Consider the following 15,932-nt stretch of genomic DNA (forward strand, 5'->3'; position numbering starts at 1 on the left):
TTTTTCGACACGGACCCATTGACGCGCCCCGGCCGTGGTGCCTACGGTCCCGGCAATTGGTTGAAACCTTTCACGGCGCGGTGGAGGCCCTAGGGCCGGTCCGCCGGTGTCGTCGAGGAGCCTGACATGACCCACCCGCCTGACACGGGGCCGGCGCCGGTGCTGGCGCTGAAGGGCGTCTCCAATGTCTCGCAGGCGTCCGTCGAGGATCTGGGCCGCACCGAAGTGCAGTTGCTCGCCAAACAGATCGGGTACAACGGCGAGATCGCGATTCTGTCGGCCGCGCAGACCGCGACCAACCAGAACACCTGGATCGGCTTCATGAAGGACGAGCTGAAGGATCCCGCATACAAGAACATCAAGCTCGTCAAGATCGCCTACGGCAACGACGACGCCCAGCAGTCCTTCCAGCAGACCCAGGGCCTGCTCCAGGAACACCCGGACCTGAAGGGGATCATCTCCCCGACCACCGTCGGCATCAAGGCCGCCGCCCAGTACCTGTCCGGCTCCAAGTGCAAGGGCAAGGTCCGGCTTACCGGTCTCGGCACGCCGAACGACATGCGCACATACGTCAAGAACGGCACCGTCGACGCCTTCGAGCTGTGGGACCCGGCGAAGCTCGGCGATCTGGCCGCCCGGACCACGGTGGCGCTGGCCTCGGGACAGATCACCGGCAAGGAGGGCGAGACCTTCACGGCCGGCGGGACGACGTACACCATCGGCAAGGGCGGTGTGATCACTCTCGGCAAGCCGACCGTATTCGACGCGAAGAACATCGGCCAGTTCAACTTCTAGCTGAGCAGGGGGTGTTGATGCAGCGCGTGTGCTTTCTGCTGAAGGTGCGGGCGGACCGCCTCGACGAGTACCGCGAGCGGCACACCGCCGTCTGGCCGGAGATGCTCGACGCCCTGAGGGCGACCGGCTGGCACAACTACTCGCTGTTCCTGCGCGAGGACGGCCTGCTCGTCGGCTGTCTGGAGACCGAGGACTTCGCCGCCGCCCGGGCCGGTAGGGAAGCCACCGAGGTCAACGCCCTTTGGCAGGCGGAGATGGCGCCGTTCTTCGAGTCCTTGGACGGCGCTAGGCCCGACGAGGTCATGAAGCCGCTCACGGAGGTGTTCCACCTGTCATGACCGCCGCCGGAAGCGGGCTCGCGGCCCCCGGGGTCACTCCTCTCGGCCGTACTCTCCTCGATCCCCGGGCCCTGTACTTCGTGTCGTACGACGGACTCGTCAACAACAACTCGTTCCAGAAGAACGGCCTGTTCACCCACCGGGGCCTGCAGTACGCGGCCTGGTACTCCGCCGACCGCAGCGCGACCCTCGCCCGCCGGACAGCGGGCGCGGCGCACTGGGCGACGCTGACCCTCGGCCACCGGCTCAAGAGCGACGACTCCCACAACGTGATCTCGATGGGCGTGTCACGGGCCGATGGCCGGCTGCACGTGGTCATGGACGCGCACAGCGACGGATTCTTCTACGCGAAGTCCGTCGCCGGACTCCTCGACGCCGAGTCCCCGTGGACGCCGGCCGCTTTCGCGCCTGTCCGCACCACGCTCGACGGACTCGCGCTCACCTCGCAGTTCACCTATCCGCAGTTCCTCTCCACCCCCGAGGGCGGGCTTCAGCTCAGTTACCGTGTGGGCGTCTCCGGGAACGGCCGCAACGCCCTTGCGGAGTACGACGGTTCGCGGTGGACGGCGCTGGGGGAGTGGAGCGGCTCGACGGGCACCTACACCAGCGCGCACGGATCCAGCACCGCCCGGAACATGTACCTGCACGGCATCGACTACGACGGCCATGGCCTGTTGCACGCGTTCTTCACCTGGCGCGAGCAGAACGCCTCCGTGATGTGCAGCGGCGGCGGCCTGGCCAATCACGACACCGGGTACCTCTGCTCCGCCGACCGCGGGCGGACCTGGCGCAACGAGGCGGGTGTGGTGGTGGGCCGCACCGGTGGCCCGGACCCGGTCGCCGTCACCGGCCCCGGGCTGGTGGTGGACCCGCTCGGCCCCGACCACTCCCTGATGAACCAGGAGAGCCAGGCCGTCGACTCGGCCGGCCGGCCGCACGCGATCATCAGCTACGTACCCGGCCGCTTCGGGCCGTGCACCACGGACTACGTCGCCGACCGCATCGCCCACGGACGTGCCTTCCACCTCCGCAAGAATGCCTCCGGCAGCTGGCGGAAGACCGAGATCCCCGTCCCGCCGCACTCCAGCCAGCGCACCAAGCTGGTTCTGGACCGGTACGACAACGCCTACGCCGTCCTTCCGTTCGGCCGTGTCGCCGCCGCGTCCAAGGCCTCCGGACACACTGACTGGACCTTGCTGTACGACGGCGCCGGGTTGAACGCCTTCGGCGAGGTGGTGATCGACGAGACGCGGGTCCGCGCGGACGGCGTCCTGTCGTTCATGTACCAGGAGAAATCCACAGGTGCGACGCCCTCACCCCTGTACGTGGCCGACTTCGCCCTGCCGGCGTGACGGTAATGTGAAGGTCGTCCCCGCCGTCCCTCGTCCCCTGGAGGTCTCCGCCCGATGGCCCAGTCGGTGGGTATCAAGGACGTCGCCCGCGCCGCCGGAGTGTCGGTGGGCACGGTGTCGAACGTCATCAACCGCCCGGACACCGTCGCCAGTGAGACCCGGGCGCGGGTACTGTCCGCGATCGACCGGCTCGGCTATGTCCGCAGCGAGTCCGCGCGGCAGTTGCGCGCGGGCCGCAGCCGGATCATGGGCCTGCTCGTGCTCGACATGGGCAACCCGTTCTTCGTGGACGTGGCGCGGGGCGCGGAGCGGGCGGCCCGCGAGGCGGGGCTCGGCGTGATGGTGTGCAACAGCGGGCAGAACGCCGCCGAGGAGGCCGAGTATCTGGCGCTCTTCGCCGAGCAGCGGGTGCGGGGTGTGCTGTTCACCCCGGCCGACGCCACCGGCCGCAACATCGAGGCCTTCCGCCGGCACAACATCCCGTTCGTGCTGGTCGACCGGGTCGCCGAGGGCACCACGGAGTGCTCGGTGTCCGTGGACGACGTGGCCGGCGGCGCGCTCGCGGTCCGTCATCTGGTGGACGCCGGCCATCGCTCCATCGCCTACGTCAGCGGACCGCCCGGGCTCAACCAGGTCCGCGACCGCCGTATCGGAGCACTGAACGCCCTGGCCGAGGCGGGACTCGGCCCCGACGCGTTGCGCGAGCTGCCCACCGAACGCCTCGACGTGGCCGCGGGCCGGGACGCCGGCGCCCGCCTGCTGGGCCTGGCCGACCGCCCCACCGCCGTGTTCTGCGCCAACGACCTGCTCGCCCTCGGCGTGCTGCAGGCCCTGTACGCGGCCGGCGTCACCGTGCCGGACGACCTGGCGATCGTCGGCTACGACGACATCGAGTTCGCGGCGGCGGCCGCCGTACCGCTGACCTCCGTACGACAGCCCGCGGTCACCATGGGTGCCCTCGCCGCCGAACTGCTGCTGGAGGAGACCGAGCAGGCCGAGGGGGAGCGGACCCACGAGCACCGCAGGGTGGTGCTCCAGCCGGAGCTGGTGGTACGCCGTTCCAGCCTCGCCGCACGCTGAGCCGCGCCCTGACCGGACGTCACGCCGATCCGGGCGCTGACCCGAAGTTCAGTAACAAACCATGATCCCGGCACTCGGCGCGCGCCCGGTGATGTGCTGAACTGGGATCCACCCGTCCCATACGTCCCAGGAGACCCGTTGAGCCTCAGCTACCGCCAGCCCGGCGTCATCCTCACCGACCGCCGCTTCACCGTGCCTCTCGACCACGCCGCCCCGGACGGCGAGACGATCGAGCTGTACGCCCGTGAGGCGGTCGCGAGCGACCAGGCCGGGCAGGAGCTGCCGTGGCTGCTGTATCTCCAGGGCGGTCCGGGCTTCGGGGCGAATCGTTTCGTCGGACGTCAGGCCTGGCTCGACCGGGCGCTGAAGGACTATCGCGTCCTGCTGCTCGACCAGCGCGGCACCGGCAGCTCCACGCCCGCCACCCGGCAGACGCTCCCCTTGCACGGCGGTCCCGCCGAGCAGGCCGACTACCTCACCCACTTCCGTGCCGACTCCATCGTCCGGGACTGCGAGGCCATCCGCGCCGAGGTCACCGGCGGCGCGCCATGGACCGTGCTCGGCCAGAGCTTCGGCGGCTTCTGCGTGGTGTCGTACCTCTCCCTCGCCCCCGAGGGCCTCGACACCGCCGTCGTCACCGGCGGCCTGCCCTCCCTGCACGCCCACGCCGACGACGTCTACCGCGCGGCCTACCCGCGCATCGAACGCAAGGCCACCGCGCACTACGCCCGCTATCCGCAGGACGTCGAGCGGGCCCGCCGTATCGCCGACCACCTCCTCACCCATGACGTGGTGCTGCCGAACGGCTACCAGTTCACCGTCGAGGCGTTCCAGTCCCTGGGCCTGATGCTCGGCGCGAGCGACGGCAGCCACCGACTGCACCACCTCCTGGAGGACGCCTTCGTGCGCACACCGGGCGGCCTTGACCTGTCCGACGCCTTCCAGGAGCAGGCCCAGTCCCTGCTGTCGTACGCCGGTCACCCCCTCTACGCGCTCGTCCACGAGTCGATCTACGGCCAGGACGCCCGCCCCACCGCCTGGGCCGCCGAACGGGTCCGCGCCGAGTTCCCGCAGTTCGACGCGGCGAAGTCCCTCACGGGCGACGGCCCGGTGCTCTTCACCGGCGAGACGATCCACCCCTGGATGTTCGACACCGACCCCGCCCTGCGCCCCCTGCGCCGCACGGCCGAACTGCTCGCCGCCCGCACCGACTGGGACCCCCTGTACGACCCCGCCCGCCTCGCCGCCAACGACGTCCCGGTCGCCGCCGCGATCTACCACGACGACATGTACGTCGACACCGCGCACTCCCTGGAGACCGCCCACGCCATCCGCGGCCTGCGCACCTGGGTCACGGACGAGTTCGAACACGACGGCCTGCGCGCGGGCGCGCCCCGGGTCCTGGACCGGTTGCTGTCGCTGGCCCGCGACGAGGCGTGAGGCCGGGGTGCGCGGCGCTCGGGCGACCCCGCCGCCAACGGCCCGCTGCGGCGGTTTGTCGGCGTCGCCACCGTGGAGTTCCCCGGGCACCGGGACGGGGTGATCGAGTACGGCACCGCGCCGCGCCGGGACAGCGCCGAACGCTTCGGCGGCACACCGGCGGTGGCCTTCGAGGCCTTCTGCCGACAGCCAGGGCGCCACGGACCGCGGTACCGGCTACGAGCCGACCCGGGCGAAGCCATCCACGCGGAGCGTCGTCGCGGGGCCCGCATCGAGAACCAGGCGATGTGAGGGGCGTGTTCCAGGAGCCGCCAGTGCTGTGCGCGGATTCGCACAGGCTCGGCGGAGACACCCCCCTGCGGGGTCCCGGCGATCGTACGGGAGGCTACGTGCGGCGAGGCCGAGGACCTCCTGCAGCCGCCGACATGCGGCGTCGTGCGTCGCTCTGTCCAGGTCCGCCGCCGGCGGCGGCCGTTCAGCGCGGGAGGTCAAGGTCTCCCTGAACGGGCGGAATGCTGATTCCGCAGGTCGGTAGGCTGTCCCCCATGCCAGATCAGATAGCGGGCCTTCCGCAGCTGCGCGGGGACTGCGCGAGCTGCTTCGGGCTGTGCTGTGTCGCCCTGCCCTTCGCCGCGTCCGCCGACTTCGCGCTGAACAAGCCCGCCGGCAAGCCGTGCCCGAACCTCCAGGGCGACCACCGCTGCGGCATCCACGCCGACCTGCGGAAGAAGGGTTTCACCGGCTGCACGGTCTACGACTGCTTCGGCGCCGGACAGAAGGTCTCGCAGCTCACCTTCGGCGGGCAGGACTGGCGTACGGGATCCAAGGAGCACGCGCGCCGGATGTTCGACGTGTTCCCGGTCGTACGGCAGCTGCACGAGTTGCTGTGGTACCTGACCGAGGCGCTCGGCTTGGCCGCCGCCGGCCCCGTCCGTCCCGACCTGCGGCGGGCACGGGAGGAGACCGAGCGGCTGACCCGGCAGAGCCCCGAGGAACTGGCCGCGCTGGATGTGGCCGCGTACCGGCAGCAGGTCAATGTGCTGCTGCTGCGCACCAGCGAGCTGGCCCGGGCCGGTGCCGGCGGCGGAAAAGGCGGCAAGAAGGGCAAGGGCAAGGACCGCCGGGGCGCGGATCTCATCGGGGCCCGGCTCCGGGGCGCCGATCTGCGCGGGGCGAGTCTGCGCGGCGCGTATCTCATCGCCGCCGACCTCACCGGCGCGGATCTGCGCGACGCGGACATGATCGGCGCGGATCTGCGGGACGCCGACCTGACCGACGCGGACCTCACCGGTGCCTTTTTCCTCACCCAGCCGCAGCTGAACGCTGCGCGGGGCAGCGCCGGGACCCGGTTGCCGGGGTCAGTCAGCCGGCCGGTGCACTGGACAGCGGGCCGCTGACGATTCGACGTCCCGCGATGTGGCGTCGTTCGTCTGCGGGTCCGTCGTGGTGGTAGCCGCACGATCCACACAGCCCCGCGCCCCGTTGGGGCGTTGTTCCAGCCCCAGTCGCAACCCCTCCGGCATCACCGTCAGCCGCTCCGTGACGGTCAGCCGGTACCCCGGGTCGGACGTCAGGTCGTAGCGGCGCAGCAGCAGGCCGAGGACCAGTGTCGCCTCGTGCAGGGCGAACTGGCGGCCGATGCAGGCCCGTGCGCCGGTGCCGAACGGCTTGAAGGTGTGCGGGGGCCGGGAGCGTACGGCCTGCGCGTCGAAGCGGTCCGGGTCGAACCGCTCGGCGTCCTCGCCCCACACCTCGGGGTCGCGGTGCAGCATCGGTGTCAGCACCAGCGCCCAGCCGCCCCGGAGCATCGGATGGTCGTCGGCCAGGACCGTGTCGTGCCGGGCCTCGCGGGCGAAGGCCGGTGCGGTCGGCCACAGGCGCAGCGACTCGTCCAGCACCCGGCGGACGTAGCGCAGCTTGGCGACCTGGTCGTAGCCGGGCTGTGCGGTGTCGCCCCAGACGCGGTCCACCTCGGCGCGGGCCCGGGCGGCGATCTCGGGGTGCCGGGCGAGGTAGTACAGGGCGAAGGAGAGCGCGCCCGAGGTGGTCTCGTGGCCCGCGACCAGGAACGTGATCACCTGCTTGCGGACGTTCTGTGCCGACAGCTTCTCGCCCGTCTGCGGATGTGCCGTCTCCAGCATCCGGTCCAGCAGGTCGCCGTCCCCGCGGCCCGAGCGGCGCCGGTCCGCGACCAGGTCGTCGACCGTGCGGTTGAGATAGGCCATGTCGGCCGCGTTGCGCCGGGCGGCGGCACGCAGTACCAGCGGGGCCAGCGGCCCGGGCACGCTGTTCAGCCGCTGGGCATAGGTGAGCGTGCCGACCATCGCGGTGACGAAGGGGTGCGGCCGCTCCCGTTCGAAGGAGCCGAAGTCGTGCCCGAACCCGGTCCGCGCGATCGTCTCCAGCGTCAGCTTGGTCATGTCCCCGGGCACGTCCACCGTGCGCCCGGCCGCCGCCTCGCGGTCCCAGTGATCGGTCAACCGCCCGGCGACCGCCAGCATCATCCCGTGGTAGCCCGCCATGGCCTCCCGGCTGAAGCCGGGCGCCAGGACGTCGTGCGCCAGCTGCCAGTTGGGCTCGTGGTTGTAGGCGGTGAACAGGCCGTCCCCGGCGACCGGCCGCAGATTGGCCACGCCCAGCCCGACGTGCTTGGCGAACCGGGACTCGTCGGCCAGGTCCGCGGCCAGCCGTGCGCCCCACACGAACACGAACTCCTTGCCGAAGGCCCGGCGCCGGAAGATCGGTCCCAGGTCGCGCGCGAGGCGCATCGAGTCCTGCACAGGGGTGCGCCGGTCGGCGCCGAGCACATCGCCGAGCAGCGGCAGCCGGCGCGGCGGATGCGGGATGCGGTGCAGCTCGGGCCAGCCCTGCTCGGCGCTCCGGAAACCCTTCGGCAGGCCTGTGTCCGTGGGCTGTGTGGTCCCCGCCATCGTCTGCGTGGTCTCCGCCATGTCGCCGATCTCCCTTGATCCAGCGGACCGTTGAATCTGTGATGCGCGGCTGTGACAAGCGCGTGTTGTACGTGGATTCAATAACCGGTTTCAGTCTGGTCCGCTTGTTGAACCCACGTCAAGTAAAGTGAGGCCATGTCCGCGAACCAGGGGGAGCGCGCCCGGCGCCGACTCAGCACCGAGGAACGCCGTGAGCAGCTGCTGTCGGTCGGGGCGAAGCTGTTCTCGGAGAGCCCGTACGACGACGTGTGGATCGAGCAGGTCGCCGAGATCGCCGGAGTGTCCCGGGGGCTGCTGTACCACTACTTCCCGACCAAGCGGGACTTCTTCGCCGCGGTCGTCGAGCGCCAGAGCGAGCGGATGCTGCGCATGACGGCGGCGGTGCCCGGAGTTCCGGTGCGCGAGCAGCTCACCGCCGGCCTCGACGCCTACCTCGGCTACGTCCAGGCCCACGCCCACGGCTTCCGCGCCTTCCATCGCGCCGACGCGGCCGGCGACCAGGCCGTACGCCGGGTCTATCAGCGGGCCCTTGCCGCCCAGGAGCGGCAGATCCTGGCCGCGCTCGCCGCCGACCCCGAGTTCGGTCCCGTCTTCGAGAGCGCCCCGCAGGTCCGGCTGGCCGTGCGCGGCTGGCTCGCCTTCACCACGGCCGTGTGCCTGGAGTGGCTGCGCGACGGCGAGTTGACCCGTGAGCAGGTGCGTGACCTGTGTGCGCGGGCGCTGTTGGGTGTCATCGCCTGATCCCTGCCGCCGGTGGGGAGTGGTTGGCGTGCGCTCTGATCTCCGATAGGTTAGGCAAGGCTTACCTAAGGAGGTCTCGGATGGGTGACACGCAGGACTGGACGGCCGCACCCGGCGCGGCGGAACGGGCACGGTCGGTGCTGGCCGCCGCCTGGTCGTGTGCGGTGACCGCGGACGGTGCCCGCGAGGAGTACGTCGGCGCGCACACAGTGACCGACGAGGGAGCCGTACGGCTGGCGGTGCCCGACGACAGCGCCCTGTTCACGGCGGCCGTCTGCGCCCCGCGTCAAGATCCCTCCGCCGTAGTGGAGTTCGCCGACGTGGCCCCCGTACCCGTACGCGGCCGGATCCGGGCCCGGCTCTATCTCGCCGGCTGGTTCGCCCCGGACCGCGGCACCCTGCTGTTCCGGCCCACGCGGGTGGTGCTGCGGCAGTCCTCCGGAGCCGTGGTCATCGACCTCGACGACTTCGCCGCCGCCCGGCCCGACCCGCTCGCGTGCGCCGAGGCCCGGCTCCTCACCCACCTCGCCGACGCCCACCCGGACGCCGTCGAGCGGCTGACCCGCCTCGTGCGACCGGAGAGCCTGCACGCCGCGACCCGCGTGCTGCCCCTCGCCGTCGACCGGCACGGACTGACGCTGCGCATCGAGCGCACCCGCGCCCACGGCGACGTACGGCTGCCCTTCCACACGCCCGCCGACGACGTCGCCCAGCTCACCGAGCGTATGCACGCCCTGCTGGCACAGGCCAGCGCCGCCGCCTGCCCTCGCGCCCTACAGCGGCAGCGCGCAGACGGCGACCGGTGAGGCGAACGGCGCGCCGGCCGAGCGGAGTTCACCACTCGCCCGGTCCACCTGGAAGACCGTGACCGTACCCGAGTGCTGGTTCGCCGCGAACAGCAGCCCGCCGTCCGGCGAGAGCGCGATCTGCCGCGGGAAGTCCCCGCCCACCGGCACGGTGCCGAGCAGTCGCAGCCGGGCGACGTCGTCCTCGATCGCGTACCGCGCGAGGGTGTTGTCGCCCCGGTTGGCCAGGAACGCGTACCCGCCGTCCGCCGTCACCGCGAACTGCGCCGGGTAGTTGGTGCCGCCGCCCGAGCCCGTGGACTGCGGCTCGCCGATAGTCAGCCGGCCGGAGGCCGGATCGTAGGCGCAGACGGTGGCCGTGTCGTCCACCTCGTCGGCCAGATAGGCGTGGCGGCCGCCCGGATGGAACGTCAGATGGCGCGGGCCGGCCCCGGGCCGGGTGTGCGCCTGCGCCACCTCCGTCAGCGTGCCCTTCGCCTGGTCGAGGCGGTAGCTGTAGACGGTGTCGGTACCGAGGTCGACCGCGAGGACATGGCCGCCGTCCGGGGCGGTGATGAACTGGTGCGCGTGCGGCCCGTCCTGACCCGGACCCGGTGCCGGGGTGGTGTGCGTGACCAGGTCGGTGCGCTCGCCGAGGGCGCCGGAGGCGTCGATCGGATGCACGGCGACACTGCCGGAGCCGTAGTTCGCGCTCAGCAGCCAGCGTCCGCAGGGGTGCACCGACAGATGGCAGGGGCCCGCGCCGCCCGTGCCGCGGGTGCCGAGGAGGTGCCGGTCGGCGAGGCGTACGGCCGTCACCCCGCCGTCCTGGCGCTCGTCCACCGCGTACAGCGTGCGGCCGTCCGGGTGGACGGCGAGATACGACGGGTCGGGGACTCCGGTGAGTGTGCCGGAGCCGGTGATCCGGCCGGTCCCCGGGTCGTAGGAAGCCAGCCCGATGCCGGTGCCGCCGCCGTCGGCCGAGGTGTAGGTGCCGATGTAGAGCGGCCGGGGGCCGGACTCGCCGCGGGGCGGTGCGGCGGCCCGCGGCGCGTCGGCCTCACGTGCGGGGCCGGCCGGCGGGGCCGCCGGAGACGGGACCGCCAGCACGGCCGCCGCGCTCGTCACGGCCCCGACGAACCGGCGTCTGCTCCAGTGCCGGTCCGTCCCCGCTTCCTCCGTGTCCATGCCGCACCTCAGGCCGTCGCTCGCCCCGGTCGTGACAGCCACCTTGGCCCTTGCACCCGGCAACGGCAAGCAGGGCAACGGAGGTTGCATACCGCGCAACGCGATCTACCAGTCGCCGTCCTCGACCGGCTTGCCCGGCGCGTCCTTCAGCGGGGTCACCTGGTCCTCGGACGGCGGCTGCCACGGATCCAGGTCGTCCCCGAGCCATTCGCCGGCAGGCTTGACGGCCTCCAGGGTGTCCGTGGGAGCCAGATCCTCGGCATCGGCGTCGTAGTAGTCGTACCAGGGCAGGCCCGCGCTCGTGTACGCCGCCCGGTCCACCGGTGACGGCGGGGGCGCCTCGCCCGTGATGCGCCGCCACTGCGGCGGTGTGACCAGGTGCACGAACACACGCCCGGCGGGCTGCTCGGACCAGTCCGTCAACGGCCGGTCGTCCCGGTAGACCTCCTGGCGCATGGTGCCGCCCACGCCGAGACCCATCGCGGCGCCGCCGAACCGCGGCGCGCCCGGGGCGGACGGTGCGCCCGGGGCGGACGCCATCATCGCCATCGGCGCGCCGTACCCGCCAGCCGCCCCGGCCGCCAGGGCCCTGCGCCGCTCCTCCGCACGCTCCCGCTCGCGACGCCGCCACTCGGTGAGCAGCGGCTCCTTCAGCGGGAACGACTGCAGCTGCACTCCGCCCCACACCTCCTCGCCGGTGACCTGCCCCTCCACCGTCGCGCCGAGACCCAGCGGCACCGCGACGAACTGGCGGACCGTGCCCTTTCCGGAGTTGATGCCGTCCAGCCAGGGCTGGCGGGGCAGCACCACGTAGTTCTGCGGATCCCGGGTGAGACGGTCGCTCCAGGGCCGCCCGGACACCGCGCACACCTTGCCGACCCCGACCTGGAGCGCGGCCGGCTCCGTCGTACCGGAGAAGCTCAGCCACATCGCCTCGCGCAGGTACACCGGCAGCATCACGCCACCACGCGCCCGCCACTCCTCGGGAACCGTGTCGGCGTGGTCCGCCACCCGCCGGACCGGGAACTCGCCCAGCCCCGGCGGCAGCGGATGCGTGCCCGTCTCCGGCAGCCGCAGCGTGCGGACGAACCGCACCGCCACCCCGCCCGGCAGCCGCAGTGTGTTTCCGTCGATCCGCACCCCGGAACCAGTCATCCGGTCGCCCCCTTCGCCCTGCTCTCGCATCGGAACGCTCACCTCCCGTGAGTGCGTTCGTCCTCACCGAGAACGTTCGCCGAACCCCGTACGGTTCCGCCACAGCTCCTCCTGCACCCCGAGCCGTTCGCGCAGCCGGGTCATCCGGGGCAGCTTCGCCCGGTGCTCGCGCGAGACCCGGTCGAGTTCCTCCAGCAGGCGGCGGGTGCGGTGCTCGGTGTTCAGCTCGTCGACGATCCGGGTCGTCTCGGTCAGCACGGCGCCGAGCAGCTGCCAGTTGGCCCAGTCCTTGGCGACCTCCTCGCGCAGCAGCTCGGCCAGCCGGTCCCGGGTGCCGGCCGCGGCGTGCAGCTCGGCGGTCAGCCGGGCCTCCGCCGCGTCGGCGTTCTCGCTCAGCTGGGTGGTGACCAGCACCGCGAAGCTGACCACCGCGTCGCCGATCTCCGACAGCAGCTGCTCCACGGTCGCCCCGACCCGGGGCGGGAACAGGTCCTCGGCGCCGCGCGCCTTCGCCAGGTCCGTGAAGGACCGGGCCAGCACCCGCAGGACCACGGTGCAGATCTCCAGCGTGTCCAGACCGGTGCGCAGCACCACCCGGTGCAGCAGCCCCTCCTTGACGCGCGGATTGAGCCGCAGGCTGTCCTCGGCCTGCCGCAGGGACGCGTCCACATGGGCGATGTGCTGGTCCAGCAGGCGTGCCTCGTGCAGCCGCGCGGCCGCCCGTTCCCAGGGGGTCCGGCCGGCGGCCTCCTCGCCCATCCGCAGCATCAACTGCCGTACCCGGCGCGCCAGGTCCCCGATCGAGCGGCCCGCCTCGTCCACCCACACCGGCGGTGGCAGCAGCAGGTTGCAGGCCGTGCCGACGACCGCGCCGATCAGCGTCTCCACGATCCGCGCCCAGGCGGTGAACCCGACGGTGGTGACCCCGAGCACCAGCATGGCGCTGATCGCCACCTCGGCCACGTACTCGTCGACCCGCACCAGGTGCCCGACGGTCAGCGCGGCCACGATCAGCAGGGCGAGGCTCCACCAGGTCAGCCCCACCAGCACGCTGAAGGCGATGGCGACCAGCACTCCGGCCACCACCGAGTTCACCCGTCGGATGCCGTTGGTGAGGGTGGCGTAGAAGGTCACCTGGACGACCAGCAGCGCGGTCAGGGGGGCCGTGAGCGGGGCCGGCTCGGGGCTCAGCCGCAGGGCGACGACGTAGGCGATCGTCGCCGCCGTCGCCGACCGCAGCGTCTGGACCACCACCGGCTCCCGGCGGCGCTTCAGCAGGCGCAGGAGCCCCGCGTTCCACTTGCGTACGTCGTGCATCCCTTGGCCTGTTCCCGTTCCTCGGGCGGGACGAACGTGCCGGGACCGAGGAACGGGGCTGTCCGCAAGCCTCAGGTGCACAGCTTGTCGATGAACGCGGACAGATTGCCCGTCATGCGGGCTATCTGCTGCTCGGTCGTCAGACTCTCCTCGAAGCGGGCGCCGGACTCCGGCACCTTCCTGCCCCGTACGTACAGCGAACACGCCAGGTCGGTGCACATGTACAGGCCGACCGAGTTGCCCTCGCGGCCCGCCGCCCCCGCCTTCCGTGCCGCCATCAGCGTGACCCCGCCACCGGGATGCGTGGTCAGACAGACCGAGCACATGCTGCGGTGCAGAAACCCGCGCTGCGCGGTCTGGAAGCGCAGGGCCACGCCGACGGGCCGGTCGCCCCGTTCGGTGACCAGATAGCTCCGGTCGGGTGCGCCCGGATCTCGCCAGCCCAGGAAATCCAGGTCGTCCCAGGGGCGTTCGCCGAGGTCCCTCGGGACCGCCAGCCGCTTGGCCTCCCCCTTGGAACAGTTGATAAAGGAGTTGCGGATGTCCTGCTCGGTGAGCGATCTCATGGGGGAGTCCTTCTGGATTCGTGACCGTGAAGTAATAGGTCTGAACCTAAAGTTATTAGGCTCATAACTATCCTAGGTAGCCATGAGAGGGTGAGCCAATGGATTTCCGGCAGTGGCTGCCACCGCGCGCCCGGCGGGCGCTGGACCACGTGGCCACCGGGCTGTCCGGCCCGCCGCTCGACCCGGGTCTGCGCATCACCCTGAACTTCCATCCCGACCGGGTCTCCGGCGGGCTGCCGATCCTCGACGCGCTGGCCAGGGACGGGGCGTACCACTCGCAGTTCGTCACCGGCACCAGCAACGGCGGGCTCACCGCGCACCCCGGAGGCGACCGGGCCCGCTGGGAGAGCCGGATCTTCGGCGGCGTGTACGACGACGCGGCCCCGGTCGAGCGTCCGCTGTACGGCGCGCTGGACTTCCGCCGGCAGGCCGTCGGGGCGGCCCCGCGCTTCGGCTCCTCGCACCTCAGGCTCGCCGGAGCCGTCCTGGACCGGGCCACCTTCTGCTATCCGGACAGCGCGGCCGAGCCAACCGACTTCGGGGTGGCCTCGGCCATGCCGTTGATCGCGCTCGCGGAGGCGGACGAGCGGGATGCGCTCAACGACTACATCGAGAGCCACGTCCATGCCGGTGTGCTGCTCGCCCGGGACGTCGAGGCGCTCGTGCTCGACGCGAGCTACCGGGACACCCCGGTGGAGGCGGCGGCCCGGCGGCTGCCCTGCCCGCTGGAGTGGCACCCCGGCTACCGGCTCACCGTCACCGAACTGCGCCGCCACGCCGACTACCGGGGGCCGGAGTACGCCGACCTCGGCGCGCTGATCGCCGAGCGCGGCCTGCTGACCCCGCGCGTCATCGGCGACGCGACCCGCACCGGCCGCCACCACCTCCAGGACCTGAAGATGGTCTGGCACACCCTGGCCCGCTTCGGCGCCCCGGAGGGCGCGGGCACGGCCTGCTCGGCCTCGGGCTCTTCGGGCGCGTCCGACTCGGTCTCGGCGTCTACCGGTGCTGCGGGCTCGGCCCCGCTGCTTCCCTGCCCTGCTTGCTCGGGTGCGGCGTGTGCCGGGGTGTCCTGCTCGGCTTCGGGGTCTTCGGGCGCGTCCGACTCGGTCTCGGCGTCTGCTGGTGCTGTGGGCTCGGCCCCGCTGCTTCCCTGCCCTGCCTGCTCGGGTGCGGCGCGTGCCGTCATGTCCGGATCGGCCCCGGCCACTTCCCGCACGTCCGGCTCGGCCTCGGCCGCCGTCGGCATGTCCGGATCGGCTCTGGCTGCTTCCCGCACGTCCGGCTCGGCCTCGGCCGCCGTCGGCATGTCCGGATCGGCTCTGGCTGCTTCCTGTGTGTCCGGCTCGGCCCCGGCCGCTCCCGGCACGTAGGGACAGGGCCTGTTCGCCGATTCACGCCCTCGTCCCACGCGGACGGCGCGGCTCACCCCGTTTCGGTGGTCCTCGGCTCGGGTGGCCACACCCCGGGGGCGAGGACGCCCAACGCGTAGGCGCGGGCGACCAGTTCGGTGCGGGTGGCCGTGCGCCAGCGGGCCGACAGGCGTCGTAGGTGGTAGGTGACGCCGTCCTTGCTGAGGCCCAGTTCGCGGGCGGCGGCGGCCGTGGTGGCGCCGCCCGCCAGCAGGGCCAGTACCCGGCCCTCCACCGGTGTGACCCGCACCGGCTCCGGCTCGGGCGCCGTTGCCTCGCCCTGTACCCGTAGCATCACCAGCAGGGCCGGGGTCTCGTCCACGGTGTCGCTCACCGGGTCCGCCGTCAGCTCGCCGTACCGCTCGCCCCCGCCGGGGGCCCGCCAGCGCACCGACACCTGGTAGCGGGAGCGGTGCCGCAGCCGCAACGCCACGGCGATCCGCTCGACCTGGCCGGCCTCCTGCGGGCGGAACAGCTCCAGTACGTCCCGGCCGCGCAGCCGCCCCGGCGTCGTACCGCACTCGGCGGCCATCGCGGGATTGGCCATCACCACCTGGCCGTACACATCGCACACCGCGACCGGTACCGATACCCGGTCGAAGAGCGTCAGGGCCCGGTTGCGCCACACGACCCCGTCGGCCTGCCCCGCATCCACGGCCACCTCCCGAAGTGTCGAACCACCCCTTCATCCAAGACGTAAATCCAGGTCAGCGGCAAACCGCGCGCCCCGGGGGGGCACTGCTCCGGGGCCGCAGCAAGGCCCGCAACCGAGATTTGACTGCACGATCGTGTAGTGCCGTGGCGCCGGCACT

14 protein-coding genes and 2 pseudogenes are annotated in these 15,932 nt (G+C 72.1%); 10 read left to right on the plus strand and 6 right to left on the minus strand.

Features of this window, described 5'->3' with window-relative positions:
- Positions 1-126: 126 nt before the first annotated feature.
- The 7 genes and pseudogenes from AV521_RS01925 to AV521_RS01955 form a co-directional block, all read left to right on the plus strand.
- A pseudogene (locus AV521_RS01925) lies at positions 127-795 on the plus strand (substrate-binding domain-containing protein); the annotation flags it as partial.
- Positions 796-812: 17 nt separating this feature from the next.
- Entirely contained in the window at positions 813-1,133 is a 321-nt protein-coding gene (locus tag AV521_RS01930) for an L-rhamnose mutarotase (protein WP_076083438.1), read from the plus strand.
- Positions 1,130-2,485 carry a BNR repeat-containing protein gene (locus tag AV521_RS01935; RefSeq protein WP_076082495.1) on the plus strand — a complete coding sequence of 452 codons (1,356 nt, stop codon included), beginning with the start codon at positions 1,130-1,132 and terminating at the stop codon, positions 2,483-2,485. Before AV521_RS01930 ends, AV521_RS01935 begins: the two co-directional genes overlap by 4 nt.
- 54 nt (positions 2,486-2,539) lie before the next feature.
- On the plus strand, positions 2,540-3,565 hold the full coding sequence (locus AV521_RS01940; protein ID WP_076082497.1) for a LacI family DNA-binding transcriptional regulator: 1,026 nt from the start codon (positions 2,540-2,542) through the stop codon (positions 3,563-3,565).
- A gap of 138 nt (positions 3,566-3,703) precedes the next feature.
- The gene (locus AV521_RS01945) at positions 3,704-5,005 is read left to right on the plus strand and encodes an alpha/beta fold hydrolase (protein WP_076082498.1); all 1,302 of its coding nucleotides are present in this window, start codon (positions 3,704-3,706) and stop codon (positions 5,003-5,005) included.
- A gap of 72 nt (positions 5,006-5,077) precedes the next feature.
- Positions 5,078-5,296, plus strand: coding sequence for a hypothetical protein (locus AV521_RS52510; RefSeq protein WP_371916989.1), 219 nt, complete (start codon positions 5,078-5,080; stop codon positions 5,294-5,296).
- 254 nt (positions 5,297-5,550) lie between these two features.
- On the plus strand, positions 5,551-6,402 hold the full coding sequence (locus AV521_RS01955) for a pentapeptide repeat-containing protein (RefSeq protein WP_076083441.1): 852 nt from the start codon (positions 5,551-5,553) through the stop codon (positions 6,400-6,402).
- Here AV521_RS01955 and AV521_RS01960 read toward each other — a convergent pair.
- Entirely contained in the window at positions 6,364-7,956 is a 1,593-nt protein-coding gene (locus tag AV521_RS01960; RefSeq protein WP_076082501.1) for a cytochrome P450, read from the minus strand. The genes AV521_RS01955 and AV521_RS01960 overlap by 39 nt on opposite strands.
- 135 nt (positions 7,957-8,091) lie before the next feature.
- On the opposite strand from AV521_RS01960, the gene AV521_RS01965 reads away from it, so the two are divergent.
- Positions 8,092-8,697, plus strand: a complete 606-nt coding sequence (locus tag AV521_RS01965) for a TetR/AcrR family transcriptional regulator (RefSeq protein ID WP_076082503.1) — start codon at positions 8,092-8,094, stop codon at positions 8,695-8,697.
- Positions 8,698-8,777: 80 nt separating this feature from the next.
- The gene (locus AV521_RS01970) at positions 8,778-9,503 is read left to right on the plus strand and encodes a DUF2470 domain-containing protein (protein WP_076082504.1); all 726 of its coding nucleotides are present in this window, start codon (positions 8,778-8,780) and stop codon (positions 9,501-9,503) included.
- On the opposite strand, the gene AV521_RS01975 is transcribed toward AV521_RS01970, so the two are convergent.
- From AV521_RS01975 to AV521_RS01990, 4 genes are all read right to left on the minus strand, one after another.
- Positions 9,471-10,670: a lactonase family protein gene (locus AV521_RS01975; protein WP_079249072.1), complete on the minus strand. Its 1,200-nt coding sequence runs from the start codon at positions 10,668-10,670 to the stop codon at positions 9,471-9,473. The genes AV521_RS01970 and AV521_RS01975 overlap by 33 nt on opposite strands.
- A gap of 105 nt (positions 10,671-10,775) precedes the next feature.
- Positions 10,776-11,825, minus strand: coding sequence for a hypothetical protein (locus tag AV521_RS01980; protein ID WP_076083446.1), 1,050 nt, complete (start codon positions 11,823-11,825; stop codon positions 10,776-10,778).
- Positions 11,826-11,888: 63 nt separating this feature from the next.
- Positions 11,889-13,142, minus strand: coding sequence for an aromatic acid exporter family protein (locus AV521_RS01985; protein WP_179022774.1), 1,254 nt, complete (start codon positions 13,140-13,142; stop codon positions 11,889-11,891).
- A 71-nt stretch (positions 13,143-13,213) separates the two neighbouring features.
- Positions 13,214-13,708, minus strand: coding sequence for an FBP domain-containing protein (locus AV521_RS01990; protein WP_076082506.1), 495 nt, complete (start codon positions 13,706-13,708; stop codon positions 13,214-13,216).
- A gap of 98 nt (positions 13,709-13,806) precedes the next feature.
- Between AV521_RS01990 and AV521_RS01995 the strand changes: the two are divergent.
- A pseudogene (locus tag AV521_RS01995) lies at positions 13,807-14,676 on the plus strand (DUF3626 domain-containing protein); the annotation flags it as partial.
- Positions 14,677-15,133: 457 nt separating this feature from the next.
- Here the strand turns inward: AV521_RS01995 and AV521_RS02000 are convergent.
- Entirely contained in the window at positions 15,134-15,775 is a 642-nt protein-coding gene (locus tag AV521_RS02000; RefSeq protein WP_076083452.1) for a PAS domain S-box protein, read from the minus strand.
- Positions 15,776-15,932: the final 157 nt, after the last annotated feature.

This window comes from Streptomyces sp. IMTB 2501 (assembly GCF_001953885.1).
GTDB lineage: Bacteria > Actinomycetota > Actinomycetes > Streptomycetales > Streptomycetaceae > Streptomyces.

Coding starts and splice junctions, on each gene's coding strand:
- AV521_RS01975 (WP_079249072.1), bottom strand. CDS start 10,670: ATGGACACGGAGGAAGCGGGGACGGACCGGCACTGGAGCAGACGCCGG.
- AV521_RS01930 (WP_076083438.1), top strand. CDS start 813: ATGCAGCGCGTGTGCTTTCTGCTGAAGGTGCGGGCGGACCGCCTCGAC.
- AV521_RS01935 (WP_076082495.1), top strand. CDS start 1,130: ATGACCGCCGCCGGAAGCGGGCTCGCGGCCCCCGGGGTCACTCCTCTC.
- AV521_RS01970 (WP_076082504.1), top strand. CDS start 8,778: ATGGGTGACACGCAGGACTGGACGGCCGCACCCGGCGCGGCGGAACGG.
- AV521_RS01980 (WP_076083446.1), bottom strand. CDS start 11,825: ATGACTGGTTCCGGGGTGCGGATCGACGGAAACACACTGCGGCTGCCG.
- AV521_RS01965 (WP_076082503.1), top strand. CDS start 8,092: ATGTCCGCGAACCAGGGGGAGCGCGCCCGGCGCCGACTCAGCACCGAG.
- AV521_RS01940 (WP_076082497.1), top strand. CDS start 2,540: ATGGCCCAGTCGGTGGGTATCAAGGACGTCGCCCGCGCCGCCGGAGTG.
- AV521_RS01960 (WP_076082501.1), bottom strand. CDS start 7,956: ATGGCGGAGACCACGCAGACGATGGCGGGGACCACACAGCCCACGGAC.
- AV521_RS01955 (WP_076083441.1), top strand. CDS start 5,551: ATGCCAGATCAGATAGCGGGCCTTCCGCAGCTGCGCGGGGACTGCGCG.
- AV521_RS01990 (WP_076082506.1), bottom strand. CDS start 13,708: ATGAGATCGCTCACCGAGCAGGACATCCGCAACTCCTTTATCAACTGT.
- AV521_RS01985 (WP_179022774.1), bottom strand. CDS start 13,142: ATGCACGACGTACGCAAGTGGAACGCGGGGCTCCTGCGCCTGCTGAAG.